The organism is Labrenzia sp. THAF191a (genome assembly GCF_009363335.1).
GTDB lineage: Bacteria > Pseudomonadota > Alphaproteobacteria > Rhizobiales > Stappiaceae > Roseibium > Roseibium algicola.
This window is the reverse complement of sequence record NZ_CP045333.1, coordinates 4,938,289-4,951,784: the sequence shown is the minus strand read 5'-3', so window position 1 is coordinate 4,951,784 and position 13,496 is coordinate 4,938,289. Positions and strand designations below refer to the sequence as shown.

Here is a 13,496-nt window from a genome sequence, read left to right as displayed (position 1 = left end):
CTTCCACCAGGACGAGAATGAGGTTTTTTTGATGCAATGCGTTCCGAAGTCAGTGTCCTCGACCGTTGGTGCGATCGTTATGGCCGCCGCAGCTTTTGCGGTGTCTGGCGCGACCGACGCTGATGCGAGCGGCACTGTCGGCTTTAAACTCGTGCCCCATCGCGCCGTTTACGACATGAACCTGGGAGACAGCGAGGAGCAAGCCGGGATCGCAGGCCTCGACGGACGCATGGTCTACGATTTCTCCGGAAGCGCTTGCGAGGGCTACAGCGTCAATTTCCGCTTTGTTACCGAGTTTCGGGATACCGACGGTGGTTCACAGATCACTGATCTGCAGACGACTTCCTTCGAAGAGCCGCGTGCCGAGAGCTACCAGTTCCTGTCCAAGACCTTTGTCGATCAGAAACTGGTTGAAGCGACCCGTGGAACGGCACGGAACGGAAAGAAAGCACGTACTGTCGAACTGAAGGAACCTTCGGAAAAATCGCTGGAGATTGGCCGGGAAGTGCTGTTTCCGACCGAGCATCTTCTGACGATCTTGAAGTCAGCCGAGGCGGGTGTCCATTTTGTTGCAGCCGATATCTATGACGGCGCCGAAACCGGAGAAAAGGTTTACGCCACGACGACGGTGATCGGCGCCAAAGCCGTCAACGACGCAAAAACCGATGCTGACCATGTGGATGCACCGCTGTCCGGCAAGAGCTACTGGCCCGTTACCGTCGCTTACTTCGACCCGAGTGCCGAGGACGCAAGTGGAGAGCTTCTGCCGGTCTATCAGCTGTCATTCTGGCTGTATGAAAACGGCATCAGCGGACACCTGAAGCTCGACTACGGCGATTTCACCATCCAGGGCAAGATGGCGTCGCTGGAGCTTTACGACGAGTCCGAGTGCCCGCAGCAGTAACCTGGCAAGACCGTTTATAAAAATGATCGGGTGACAGGCGGACTACTTGTCACCCTGCTTCTTGGCTTCCTTCGCAGTGCGCGCTGCGTGCGTGAGGCCGAGTTCGACAGCTGACGTTCCGAACTTGTCCCGAAGCCGATCCACCGCCAGTTCCGCATTCTTCCGTCGTTCGGCCGACTGGTCGAGCAGGTCTCTCGGATCGGCCCGGTCCGCGTTTTCCAGATCACTGACGCCGATGCCGATAAGCCGGAAGCGGCGGCCATCGGCTTCGATCTGAAGAAGGTTCTCACCCGCTGCGTAGATCTTGTCGGCCAATTGGGTCGGATCGGAAAAATGCCTCGCGCGGGTGATCGTCTTGAAGTCGGCGGTTTTCAGTTTCAAGGTCACACCGCGTCCTGAGAGTTCCGCCTTCTTGAGCCTCGCAGACACTTTCTCGGCCAGGTTCCTGAGAATGGGACGCAGGGTATCGAAACTCGAGATGTCAGTGAAGAAGGTGGTTTCCGCGGAAACGCTTTTCGCGCCCCGTTCAGGAGTGACTTCGCGGCTGTCATCGCCATGCGACAGGCGGGCCAGACGCAGGCCGATGGTGCCGTATCGGCGGGCGAGATCCGTCGCCTCCATTTCCTGCAGTTGCCCAATGGTGCGGATACCGTCTTTCTCCAGCTTTTTCTGGAACACCTTGCCGACACCCCAGATGCGGCCCACTGGCATGGCCGCCAGCACATCTTCGGCTTCCTCAGCGCCGATGACGGAGAACCCACGCGGCTTTTCGAGATCGGACGCAAGTTTTGCCAGAAACTTGTTGGGGGCAAGGCCGACAGACGCCGATATGCCGATATCGGCTTCCATGTCGCGTATGAAGCCCGCGAGTGTTTCCGCCGGAGACTTCTTGTGAAGGCGTTCGGTGCCCGTCAGATCAAGAAAGGCCTCGTCGATGGACAAAGGCTCCACCAGGGGCGTGAGCGCGCGCATTCGTTCACGGATCTCCTTGCCGACGCTCGCGTATTTGGCCATGTCAGGCTTGATCACGATCGCTTGCGGGCATGCCTCAAGCGCCTTGAACATGGGCATTGCGGACCGCACACCGTAGATGCGGGCGATGTAACAGCATGTGGAAACCACCCCGCGCTGACCTCCGCCAACGATTACCGGCTGGTCCTGCAGCTCCGGATTGTCGCGTTTTTCGATCGAGGCATAAAAGGCGTCGCAATCAATGTGGGCAATGGCCAGCGTGTCGAGTTCCGGATGCTTGACCAGCCTCGGGCTGCCGCAGCGGGTGCACCTGGCTGCCGACGGGGCGAGGCGGGCACCGCAGTCTAGGCAAAGGGCACGTAAGGGCGGAACGGGTTGGGACACGGCGTTGGCAATCGGCTGCGGTGCGGATGGGCAATCAGCCGCTCTGCTGGTTTCGGTTCGAGCCCTGCAGAATAGCTCCGATAAAGGCGGCCGTCTCCTGCCAATCGCTGCTCAACAGATCGATGTAACCTGCCTTTTCAGTGGTCTGCAGAAATCTGGCGTCTGCGATGAACTGTATCTGGACAGCGGACGGCAGGGTCGCGTTCACGGAGGTGTGGTTGGTCGGACTGTCGTCAATGAAGACAACCGGCTCCGGACGTCCACGAGACAGAGCTGCAACCGCACCACCTTTGGGACCGGAATTCGTCAGCAACGGAAAGGTGATACCGAGCCCGGTGAGCAGCTTTTCCCGCACTGGCTTGTTGTGACCTCCGGGCAGATTGGTCAGCAGGATAACGTCCCATTGCTGTGCAAGTGCATTGAGCGCATCGCCTGCACCGGGGACCATGTCCTGACGATGGCTGACTTCGTCGAAGAACTCCAGAAGCAGTTTGCGAACGTCGTCGGACGACAGTGGTTCCCGGTTGTCGCGCCGGCCGATATTGCCGGTCAGCCTGTACTCGTACTTCAGGAAAGCCAGGTCGCGAGCGTGAAGATAGTCTTCCAGATGAGCGATCAGATGCAAAATCACTTCATCCACATCGCAGATGATCAAAGGACGGTTCGAAAACGGCAGTGCCTGGATCTGCGCAAGAACTTCGGGCAGCACCTGCGTCGGTTCAGGCATGGTCTTCGTCTCCGCCGGCAATTGCGTAGCGTGCAGCGGCCATCATCGTTGGCCGTATTCCGGCATTTTCACAAAAGGCAAGCAGCAGAGCTTCGTCCATCATGTAGAACTCGAGGACACCGGCAAGAAACCCCGGTTCTCCCGCCGCTTCTCGAATCATTTCCGGTCCAATTCCAGAAAAAGCAAGAAACCTGCCGATCTGTTCAGGGTCACGACTGAGCTGGAGAAGGGCTTCAGTAGCAATTCCTTGTGCTTCTTCAACGGACAATGACTTGCTCTGTATATTTTTCATTGTGTTTTTTTGCCTTTCTGAAACGATTCCGGGTTAGAAGAAATTTAATGCGGACCGGGGAAGGGTTCTACCGCGGACTAAAAAGTGCTGCGAAGATAAAATGGGACCGGCAAGTGGCCGGGTAAAGGGCCGGACATATGGCAAAATCCGTGTTGATCGTCGAAGACAACGAGCTGAACATGAAGCTGTTTCATGATCTGCTCGAAGCGCACGGCTATAATACATTGCAGACCCGGACCGGCATCGAAGCCTTGCAGTTGGCCCGTGAGCATCATCCCGATCTGATCCTGATGGATATTCAGCTGCCGGAAGTGTCGGGGCTGGAAGTCACGAAATGGATCAAGGAAGACGAGGATATCGCTTCCATCCCGGTTATCGCCGTGACGGCTTTCGCCATGAAGGGCGATGAGGAGCGTATCCGGCAGGGCGGGTGCGAAGCTTACATATCCAAGCCGATCTCCGTAGCGAAATTCCTGGAAACAGTTCGGGCATATCTCGGCGAAGCGTAACGGGCCACCGCCGGCGGTAGAACTGCGGCGGGTAAAGATTTCTGCAAGGTTTCACGGTTGTTTGGCATGGCTGCTTGCAACCAATTCCTGCGAATCGCAAAACCTCACGCTCACGCGCTCTTCATATTAAGGTTACGGATTTACTAAAACGGCATTGTTTCTGTGCATATTTTGCGGAAAATATTGCAATCAGGCAACATTCAGGTAGTGTGACCGCAGATTAGTGTTTTTCCTGATCGCCTCAATGACGTGGTAAAGAATGCCGTAGCGTCAAAACAGGCAATACAGTTTCCCCTCGGAGTGCTCAGGTCCGCCGCATCTCCTGGGTCCGTGGGGCAGGTCGGCAGGGAACCGGCCGATGAGTGGCCTCCTCGAATGCCGTGTTCCCGCCGACCACTAATCTTTCAACCGAAAATCAAGAAGCAGCACCAGCAGCAATGCTGAAGCTGCGTCGTCGTGCCTCTGCGTCCGTGCAGTAATCGTTAGTGGAAACAGGTTTCACGACGCTGGCTTGCACCGACAAAATTTCAAAACACATTCGCTTAGACATGAAAAAACCCGCCGTTTCCGGCGGGTTCTTTAAAAATCATCTGGAACCAGATCTTACTTGATCTTGGTTTCCTTGAACTCGACGTGCTTTTTCGCAACCGGGTCGTATTTCTTTTTGACCATCTTCTCGGTCATCGTACGGGAGTTCTTCTTGGTGACATAGAAGAAGCCGGTGTCAGCCGTGGAGAGGAGCTTGATCTTGATTGTTGTCGCCTTGGCCATGGCCTTGGATCCTGTTCTCTGTTGTCGGGCAAAGAGTTCTTGCGGCCAGATGGCTGGCGATGAATCTGCCCCAATGTCTGAAATCAGCGCGCAAACTACTCATCGCAGCGCGAAAGTCAAGCACTTGCTATGGTTCAGCTGCCTTTTCGGACCATGTCAGCCATTCTGCCGCAGTGCTGTCAAAGCCTTCGTTATCGTATCGACCGACTGGTCCACGTTCAGGCTGGAACTATCCAACTGGAGACATGGTTCCGTCCATTGTTCGTAATCATGATTTCGTACCTCAGACCAGCGGGGCAGGGTCAGTCCGTCAATCTCGGTTTCCCTGTTTTCAACGCGCTTGCGGTGTTCGCGCTCATCCGAGCAGACAATCTCGACATTCAGCAGTGTCGCGCCGGTTGATTGAGCGGTCTCCCTCCACAATTGCCTGGATTCGGCAACCGGGTTGACCGTATCGGCAACGACGTTGTGACCAAACTCCAGGTTTCCGGCAGCGATAGCAGCAAGGGCGAGGTAACCCGCGTCTTCAGCCGGATGAATGTTCAAGACACTGCGTTTGAGGGCAGCTTCAACCGCATCCACCCGCAAAAGAAATGCGGGCAGACGCCGGCTCAGTGCCTTTGCTATCGTCGATTTGCCGACGCCGGGCAAACCGGAAAGGGCAATCAGGAAAGGCATAAGCCTGGACACGCCTTTGTGTGTTGCAACGGCCAGCAATCCGCCAGGTACAGGTAGCTTCAGAGCTCCTGTTTCACGAAACCGCCCTTGCGAAAGAAATAGTAGGGGACAGGCGTCGTCGGTGAAAGCTCAGGGTCTTTTGCCAGCCTGTCTTCCAGGTCGGTCAGGATCTTGTTGGTGATCATCGGCAGATCCTTCTGCCTCGCCTCTTCGAAAGTCAGCCAGGCACAGTCTTCCAGTTCGCCGGACGGGCCGGTTCCGTCGGGCAACCTGTCGGCAATGGCGTCCGCCCAGACGGCCAGAAAACGGGTGTCGAAGCGTCGCGGGCGTTGCGGTGGGGTGATGGCCCTCGCAATCATCCGAAGGCCGCTCAGGTCGGGCTTTATGCCGCGCTCGGCAAATGCCTCGAAGCCGGTACCAAGGTGCAGGTGGTTGTTGTGCGCCTGACGGCCGATAAACAGCCCTGCCTCTTCATAGGTTTCCCGAATGGCCGCCAGGGCCAGCGCACGAACGCGTGCGGCCGACTTGGCGTTCTTCAGGTCCTGCGTAAGCTTCGCCTCGACGTCCGGATGATAGGGAAGCACGTCGGTCACACGGGAATCGGAGACATCCACTCTGCCGCCGGGGAACACGAATTTTCCCGGCATGAAGGCATGGCGCATGTGACGACGGCCCATCAGCAGCTTCACGGAACCCCGATCGTCACGGTCCAGAATCAGCAGCGTCGCGGCATCCTTGGGACGGATATACGGGTAGTTTCCGGCTTTTTCGTCTTTTGCCAGCTGCTTTTCGAACGAACCGCTCATGTAACCCTTTCGGAAGGCACCGGAGTGGGAGGCGTGTCGTCTTCCGCATCCGGGTCAAAACCATGCATGTAGAGCGCCCACTGCAGGCCGATCAGCGCGCCTTTGATCGGTCGCAGAAGCGACAGCGACAGGATCAGCGTCAGCGGCACCCAGAGAGACATATGGATCCACAGCGCGGGATGCCACAACACCTCCACGGCCAGAAGGCCGGGAACGATAATGTGGCCGACAATGGTGATTGTGAAATAGGGCGGTGCGTCGTCCGCGCGATGGTGATGGAACTCCTCACCGCAGACAGAGCAGGCATAGTGTGGCTGAAGGAAGCCGTCGAACACCTTGCCTTTTCCGCAGTTCATGCACCGGTTGCCGGCACCGCGCAGCATGGCCTGAAGAACATTGCGCCGCGGTTTTTCGGATGCTGTTTCCGGCGTTTCCAGTTTGTCGTGCACTTCATACCGGACCGTCACGAAGATCTCCTTCGACCCTGTTTCTTCGGTGAGGTCTTGCCGCGTCCGCCCTTCGGCGGCCCACGCCGCACCTTTGGCGCGGCTTTCCGGATGCGTTTGCCGGCAATGCTGCCGTGGCTCAGCAGCTCGAATGTCAGTGCACCGGCAAAGGGGGCTGCTTCCACCAGCCGGACCTCCACTTGATCGCCAAGTTGGTAGGTCTCGCCGGTTTTGTCACCTATCAGGGCGTGCGACCCTTCGTCATAGCGATAATAATCGAGGCCGATTGTGGAGGCCGGTACGAAGCCGTCGGCACCTGTATCGGACAGGCGAACAAACATGCCGGACTTGACCACCCCTGCAATTCTGCCCTGAAAACTCGCGCCGATCTGGTCGCTCATCCAAAGGGCGATCAGACGGTCGATTGTGTCGCGTTCGGCAAGCATTGCCCGCCGTTCAGCGGCCGAGATTTCAGCGCCGATGGCCTCAAGTTTCGTCTCGATACCTTCCGGCAAGCCATCCTTGCCAAGCCCGAGCGCGGATATCAGCCCACGGTGCACGATCAGATCGGCATACCGGCGGATCGGTGAGGTGAAATGCGCGTACCGCCGCAGGTTCAAGCCGAAATGGCCGATGTTCTGCGGTGCATATTCTGCCTGGGCCTGGCTTCGCAAGACCACCTCGTTGACGAGGTTGGCCTGAGGCGTGTCCTTCACCTTGGCAAGTATGCCGTTGAAGGCGGAGGGGCGAAGACCACCGGAGGACGGCAGCTTGATGTTGATCGTCGACAGAAAGTCTTTCAGGCTTTCCAGCTTTTCCGGGGTCGAGGCATCGTGGATCCGGTAGAGCAGGGGCGTTTTCTTCTGCTCCAGTGTTTCGGCGGCTGCCACGTTCGCCTGGATCATGAATTCTTCGATCAGCTTGTGGGCGTCCAGACGCTCCGGAACATAGACATGATCGACAGTGCCATCCGCTTTCAGCTTGATCTTGCGTTCCGGCAGATCGAGTTCCAGCGGTTCGCGCGCCTCGCGTCCCTTCTTCAGCACGGCGTAAGCGGCCCATAGTGGCTTCAGGACGCCGTCGAGCAGGGTTTCGGTCTTCTCGTCTGTCGTGCCGTCAATCGCCTTCTGAGCCTGCAGATAGGAGAGTTTTGCTGCCGAACGCATCAGCACCCTGTGAAAGGTGTGCCCGGTCTTGCGTCCGGTCTTGCCGAACACCATCCGCACACCAAGCGCAGGCTTGTCTTCCTTTTCCCTTAGCGAGCAGAGCTGGTTGGAAATTCGCTCCGGCAGCATCGGGATTACCCGGTCGGGAAAATAGACCGAGTTGCCACGCAGGTTCGCTTCCCGGTCCATCGGAGAGCCGGGGGTGACGTAGTATGCGACATCCGCAATCGCCACATAGCAAATATAGCCGCCTTCGTTGGAAGGGTCCTCGTCCGCTTCGGCGTAGACGGCGTCATCGTGGTCTTTTGCGTCGGGCGGGTCGATGGTGATCAGCGGTACCTGCCGCCAGTCCTCGCGCTTGCCGAGTTTCTCCACCGGCTTTGCGCTCTCGGCCTGCGCTTCTACGGCTGCCGGAAAGACATGCGGAATGCCATGCGATTGCAGGGCGATCTCTGAAACCGCCTTTTCCGAATTCATCGAGCCGAAACGCTCAACCACGGACGCGACGGGATGGCCGTAGCGGCCGGAGCGCGTCACCTGAACGCTGACAAGATCCCCGTCCTCTGAGCCCTTGAGGTCACGCGGATCAATGTCGAGTTCCCGCTGCTTGCGGTCAATCGGTTCAAGATAATGCGGGCGAGTGCCGTCACGCATCCGCAGAATTCCGAGGATTGCTCCCTGACGCTTTTCCAAAACGCGGATGACGCGGGCAACATGTTCTGTTTCGGGGCCGCTCTCAGCTTCGGTCAGGCGTACGAGTGCGCGGTCACCCAGGCCGGGTTGCGTCGCCTTGGTCTTGCCGGTCAGCACCAGAATTTTCGGCGGGGTGCCAGCCTCGTCGTCCCAGTCGACAGGGGTCGCAATCAGCTCACCGTCCCGGTCGCGTGCAATGAGATTGGCCACGAAAACCGGTGGCAGATCGCCAGGACGGATCATGCGCTTGTTGCGCTTTTCCATCAGGCCGTCGTCGGTCAGGTCCTTCAACATCTTTTTCAGATGGATGCGGGCCCCGCCGATAATACCGAAATGACGGGCAATCTCACGCTTGCCCGCACGCCCCGGGTTATCTGCAACAAACGCGAGAATATCCTCGCGTGATGGCATTTCACCCGGAACCTTGGCGTGTTTTCGATTGGTGTGCTTGCGCGTGTTAATCCGTTTTGCGCTCAACTCGCATCATCCCAGGGCACCTCTTCGGACGACGCATCGACCTTTGCCTTTGCGGATGACTTTGCCGTCGTCTTCTTGGTGGCCGTCTTTTTGGTTGCTGTTTTCTTCGCAGCAGGTTTCTTGGCAGCCGCCTTCTTCTTGGTGCCGCCCTTGGAGGCCTTTGCCGCGATCAGCTCCAGCGCCTGTTCCATCGTCACGGCCTTGGGGTCGGTGTCCTTCGGTAGCGTGGCGTTGATCTTGCCGTGCTTGACGTAAGGCCCGTAGCGCCCGTCATAGACATTGATTGGGCCGCCTTCGGACGGATGCTCGCCAAGCTCCTTCAGCGGCGTTGCCGCTGCACCACCGCGGCCACCACCCTTGGCGCGTTTCTGCGCCAGCGCATCAACAGCACGGTTGATGCCGACGGAGAACACTTCGTCTGGCGTGGACAGGTTGGCATAGGTGCCTTCATGCAGCACGAACGGCCCGTAGCGACCGATGCCGGCGGAGATCATCTTGCCGTCTTCCGGGTGTGGCCCCACCTCGCGTGGCAGCGACAGAAGCTGCAGCGCCTTTTCCAGATCCATGTCCGGTGCGGACCAGCCACGGGGCAGGGAGGCTCGCTTCGGCTTGGCTTCCTCGCCCAGCTGAACATAGGGGCCGAAGCGGCCGTTGCGCAGGGAAACGTCAAGGCCGGTTTCCGGATCGGTACCGAGAACCTTCGGGCCGTCGTCACCTTCGCCGTCTTCACCGCTCGGCTTGCCGAGCTGCCGTGTAAAGCCGCACTCGGGATAGTTGGAGCAGCCGATGAAAGCGCCCCAGCGGCTGACCTTGAGCGATAGCTGACCGGTGTCGCAGGACGGGCACTTGCGCGGATCGGTGCCATCCTCCTTCGGCGGGAAGATATGCGGCCCGAGCAGCTCGTTCAGCGCGTCGATGACATGGGCAACGCGCAGGTCCTTGATTTCATCGACCGCGCCGGAGAACCCGGTCCAGAAATCACGCAGCACGTCGAGCCAGGAAAGCTCGCCTGCGGAAATCTTGTCGAGCTGTTCTTCCAGGCTCGCTGTGAAGTCGAATTCGACATAGCGCTGGAAGAAGCTTTCCAGGAACGCGGTAACAATTCGGCCCTTGTCCATCGGAACAAGCTGTTTCTTGTCGAGTTCGACATAGTCGCGGTCGCGCAGGGTCTGAAGCGTCGAGGCGTAGGTGGACGGCCGGCCGATGCCAAGCTCTTCCATCTTCTTGACCAGGCTCGCTTCGGTGTAGCGCGGCGGCGGTGTCGTGAAGTGCTGCGAGGCTTCGATGGCTTGTGCGGTTCCGTCGACAGAGGCAGCCGTCAGCGCGGCACCTTCATCAACGGCCGGCAGGCGCTTGGAGTTCTCGTCTTCCTCGTCGTCCCGGCCTTCCTGATAAAGCGCAAGAAAACCGTCGAAGCGGACGACGGAACCAGTGGCACGCAGATTTGCGCGTTTACCGGAACCGTCGGCGAGAATCTCGATGGTGGTCCGTTCCAGAACGGCCGACTCCATCTGAGAAGCCATGGTCCGTTTCCACACCAGCTCATAAAGCTTCGCCTGGTCCGGATCGAGGAACCGGGCGACATCCTTCGGACGGCGCGAAAGGTCCGTTGGCCGGATCGCTTCGTGTGCTTCCTGGGCGTTCTTTGCCTTGGAGGTATAGACGCGCGGGCTTGCCGGTACGTAGTTGTCGCCGAAATCCTTGGCGATTACGGAGCGGGCGGCAGCGATCGCTTCGCCGGCAATCTGAACGCCGTCGGTACGCATGTAGGTGATGAGACCGGAAGTCTCGCCACCGATTGAGATGCCTTCATAAAGCTTCTGCGCCACCTGCATGGTGCGCGATGCGGAAAACCCGAGTTTGCGTGAGGCTTCCTGCTGCAGTGTGGAGGTGGTGAACGGTGCCGCCGGATTGCGCTTCGCAGGTTTGGAAGCCACGCTGTCGACCTTGAAGCTGGCACTTTCCAGCATGGTCTTGATCGCGGTGGCTTCGGCTTCGTTGTTGATGTCGAGACGGCCGATTTTCTTGCCGTCAAACCCGGTGACGCCAGCCTGGAACATGTCCCCGGTCGGTGTCTTCATGTTGGCGAAGATCGACCAGTATTCCTGCGGCTTGAAGGTTTCGATCTCCATTTCCCGGTCGCAGATCAGCCGCAATGCGACAGACTGCACGCGCCCGGCGGAACGGGCACCGGGCAGCTTGCGCCACAAGACAGGCGACAGGGTGAAACCGACCAGGTAATCCAGTGCTCGGCGGGCGAGATAGGCATCGACCAGCGGTGTGTCCAGCTGGCGCGGGTTGTCCATTGCTTCCAGGATCGCCTTCTTGGTGATCGCGTTGAAAACAACGCGCTCGACCTGCTTGTCCTTCAGCACCTTCTTCTTTTGCAGCACTTCCAGAACGTGCCACGAAATTGCTTCCCCTTCGCGGTCGGGGTCAGTCGCGAGAATGAGGCGGTCGGCATCCTTGACCGCATTGGCGATTTCGCTCAGCCGTTTCTGCGCCTTCGCATCCACTTGCCAGCTCATGGCGAAATTGTCGTCCGGCAGCACCGAGCCGTCCTTGGCCGGCAGATCTCGCACATGGCCGTAGGAAGCCAGCACCGTATAGTCGGAACCGAGATATTTGTTGATCGTCTTGGCTTTCGCCGGCGATTCGACAATGACGACGTTCATTCTTACCCAAAATATTTTTGCCGGATACGGAGCCCCCGCCCGGTGGAGAAGGTGATCTGAGTGCTAATTCAGTGGCGCAGACGATCAAGGATCAAGCGCCGCCTGTCAAATGGACCTTTGATCCTTCCGGGTCAAGCGGTTCGGTCCAGATACGGGTTATCCACTGAGATTCAAGGAAAAACGGCCCCTTACATCAAAGCGGAGATTTTGTTGCCGCGGTGTCTTTCGAGGCGCCCGGCAAGTTCGAGTTCCAGCAGCACGACATGAACCGACCTCGCATCACCATCCGCAAAGCGTATCAATTCATCCATGTCCACCGGGGTTGGACCAAGCGCCGCAAGGACGCGGTCACGCAGCTTTCCGTCCGGTTCGGAGCGGGAAAGAGGGGCGGTTTCGCTCTCTTCGCGGAACTGCCTGCCAAAGGGAAGGGTTGGCGCCAGTCGACCACCAAGGCTTTCCAGCACATCGTCGGTGGTCGAGACAAGTGCCGCACCCTGCCGGATCAAGCCGTTGGCACCTTCCGAACGCGGATCCAGGGGGGAACCCGGCACGGCGAAGATGTCCCTGTTCTGCTCAAGAGCATAACGAGCGGTGTGAAGAGAGCCGGAGGCCTTGGCGGCTTCGATAACGATGACACCCAGAGACATGCCTGAAATCAGCCGGTTGCGCCGGGGGAAATCCCGGCTGCGCGGTTTCCAGCCAAGAGGCATCTCGCTGATGACGGCGCCTCCTGTGTCGAGAACGGCGGCAAGCAACCTGTCATGTTCCGGCGGGTAGAGCACATTGATGCCTCCCGCGAACACGGCGATGGTGCCTGTTTGAAGTGAGGCTTCATGGGCGGCAGCATCGATCCCGCGGGCGAGGCCGGACACGATTGAAAAGCCTTCCGCTCCAAGCCCCTGTGCAAATCGTGTCGCAAGTTTTCTGCCCGAAAGCGAAGCGTTGCGGGCTCCGACGATCGCAATCATCCGCTCCCGGGTCAGCGCGTTGGTGCCGCCCTTTACGGACAGGAGCGGCGGTGGACCGTCGATGTGTCGCAGATGTTGCGGATAGTCGGGTTCATGCAGGCCAATCAAACGGGCCCCGATCCGCCCGTGGGCGTCCAGCTCGGCTTCGGCGTCTTCAAGCGGACAAATCCGGCTTGCCTTGCCGCCGCGCCTTGCAAGATCGGGAAGCAGCTCCAGCGCTCGTTGAGCGGAGCCAGCGTGTTTCAAAAGTTCCGCGAATGTAACGGGACCGACGTTTTCCGATCGTATTAGGCGGAGCCACGCCAGACGTTCCGCCTCGGAGAGGTTGCCGGGAGTTATATTTTCAGGGACGCGGTTCACGCGCTTTCATCGCCGGGCGGAGACGAAGCATTTGCCGCCGGTTTGGATTTCGAGCCGATCTTGCTTTCTTCTCCACGCAGAAGCCGGCCAATGTTCTCGTGATGCTTGGCCCATAGCAGCACCGACAGCAAGACAAACATCTGAGCTATCTGAACCTGATGGAAAACGAGATAGAGCACGATCGGGGTCAGCAGGGTTGCCGTCAGTGCGGACAGAGACGAATAACGGAACAGGAAGGCCATGCCGATCCAGATGCCCGCCGCGAGCAGGAACATGGGCCAATAGAGGCCAAGCAGAATGCCGAGGTAGGTTGCAACACCCTTGCCGCCCTTGAACTTCAGCCATACCGGGAAGAGATGCCCGAGAAACGCCCCAAGGCCGGCGATAAGAGCCATTTCCTGGCCGTAGAAGTGATTGACGATCAGAACGGCAACGGTGCCCTTCAATCCATCCCCCAGCAACGTGGCGGCTGCCAGAGATTTGCGGCCGGTGCGCAGAACGTTGGTGGTGCCGATATTGCCCGAGCCGATTTGGCGGATGTCTCCAAGTCCGGCCATGCGCGTGAACAGCAGGCCGAAGGGAATCGAACCGAGCAGATAGCCGAAGGCGAGGGCGGCGAGATAGTAGGGCCAGGCAAAAGCCCAGCTGATCGGTTCTGGCACGCGATA

Annotated in this window: 13 protein-coding genes; 2 read left to right on the top strand and 11 right to left on the bottom strand. The window is 58.7% G+C overall.

Annotated features, from left to right (window positions below):
- The first annotated feature begins 31 nt into the window (after positions 1–31).
- Positions 32–904: a cell envelope integrity EipB family protein gene (locus tag FIV05_RS22685; RefSeq protein WP_209009758.1), complete on the top strand. Its 873-nt coding sequence runs from the start codon at positions 32–34 to the stop codon at positions 902–904.
- Positions 905–946: 42 nt separating this feature from the next.
- Here FIV05_RS22685 and FIV05_RS22680 read toward each other — a convergent pair whose 3' ends face one another.
- From FIV05_RS22680 to FIV05_RS22670, 3 genes are read right to left on the bottom strand one after another with little or no spacing between them, the layout of a single operon-like run.
- A complete protein-coding gene (locus tag FIV05_RS22680; protein ID WP_152511068.1) occupies positions 947–2,260 on the bottom strand; it encodes a DNA polymerase IV in 1,314 nt (437 codons plus the stop codon).
- 34 nt (positions 2,261–2,294) lie between these two features.
- Positions 2,295–2,987 carry an HAD family hydrolase gene (locus FIV05_RS22675; RefSeq protein ID WP_152511067.1) on the bottom strand — a complete coding sequence of 231 codons (693 nt, stop codon included), beginning with the start codon at positions 2,985–2,987 and terminating at the stop codon, positions 2,295–2,297.
- Positions 2,980–3,279: a DUF3572 domain-containing protein gene (locus tag FIV05_RS22670; protein ID WP_023004046.1), complete on the bottom strand. Its 300-nt coding sequence runs from the start codon at positions 3,277–3,279 to the stop codon at positions 2,980–2,982. Before FIV05_RS22670 ends, FIV05_RS22675 begins: the two co-directional genes overlap by 8 nt.
- A gap of 137 nt (positions 3,280–3,416) precedes the next feature.
- Between FIV05_RS22670 and FIV05_RS22665 the strand changes: the two genes are divergently transcribed.
- Positions 3,417–3,788 carry a response regulator gene (locus tag FIV05_RS22665; RefSeq protein ID WP_006934912.1) on the top strand — a complete coding sequence of 124 codons (372 nt, stop codon included), beginning with the start codon at positions 3,417–3,419 and terminating at the stop codon, positions 3,786–3,788.
- A 603-nt stretch (positions 3,789–4,391) separates the two neighbouring features.
- On the opposite strand, the gene rpmG is transcribed toward FIV05_RS22665, so the two are convergent.
- The 8 genes from rpmG to plsY all read right to left on the bottom strand — a co-directional run bounded on the left by rpmG (position 4,392) and on the right by plsY (position 13,490).
- Entirely contained in the window at positions 4,392–4,559 is a 168-nt protein-coding gene (gene rpmG, locus FIV05_RS22660; protein WP_023004047.1) for a 50S ribosomal protein L33, read from the bottom strand.
- Between the two features lie 156 nt (positions 4,560–4,715).
- The gene (locus tag FIV05_RS22655; RefSeq protein ID WP_152511066.1) at positions 4,716–5,237 is read right to left on the bottom strand and encodes an AAA family ATPase; all 522 of its coding nucleotides are present in this window, start codon (positions 5,235–5,237) and stop codon (positions 4,716–4,718) included.
- A gap of 59 nt (positions 5,238–5,296) precedes the next feature.
- On the bottom strand, positions 5,297–6,043 hold the full coding sequence (locus FIV05_RS22650) for an NUDIX hydrolase (protein ID WP_152511065.1): 747 nt from the start codon (positions 6,041–6,043) through the stop codon (positions 5,297–5,299).
- Positions 6,040–6,510: a DUF983 domain-containing protein gene (locus FIV05_RS22645; RefSeq protein WP_173013915.1), complete on the bottom strand. Its 471-nt coding sequence runs from the start codon at positions 6,508–6,510 to the stop codon at positions 6,040–6,042. Before FIV05_RS22645 ends, FIV05_RS22650 begins: the two co-directional genes overlap by 4 nt.
- Entirely contained in the window at positions 6,507–8,759 is a 2,253-nt protein-coding gene (gene rnr, locus FIV05_RS22640) for a ribonuclease R (RefSeq protein WP_152512043.1), read from the bottom strand. The genes FIV05_RS22645 and rnr overlap by 4 nt, the downstream gene beginning before the upstream one ends.
- A gap of 62 nt (positions 8,760–8,821) precedes the next feature.
- Positions 8,822–11,500 carry a type I DNA topoisomerase gene (gene topA / locus FIV05_RS22635; protein ID WP_062489010.1) on the bottom strand — a complete coding sequence of 893 codons (2,679 nt, stop codon included), beginning with the start codon at positions 11,498–11,500 and terminating at the stop codon, positions 8,822–8,824.
- Between the two features lie 188 nt (positions 11,501–11,688).
- Positions 11,689–12,828, bottom strand: a complete 1,140-nt coding sequence (gene dprA, locus FIV05_RS22630) for a DNA-processing protein DprA (protein ID WP_152511064.1) — start codon at positions 12,826–12,828, stop codon at positions 11,689–11,691.
- Positions 12,825–13,490 carry a glycerol-3-phosphate 1-O-acyltransferase PlsY gene (plsY, locus tag FIV05_RS22625; protein ID WP_031270763.1) on the bottom strand — a complete coding sequence of 222 codons (666 nt, stop codon included), beginning with the start codon at positions 13,488–13,490 and terminating at the stop codon, positions 12,825–12,827. Before plsY ends, dprA begins: the two co-directional genes overlap by 4 nt.
- Positions 13,491–13,496 lie beyond the last annotated feature (6 nt).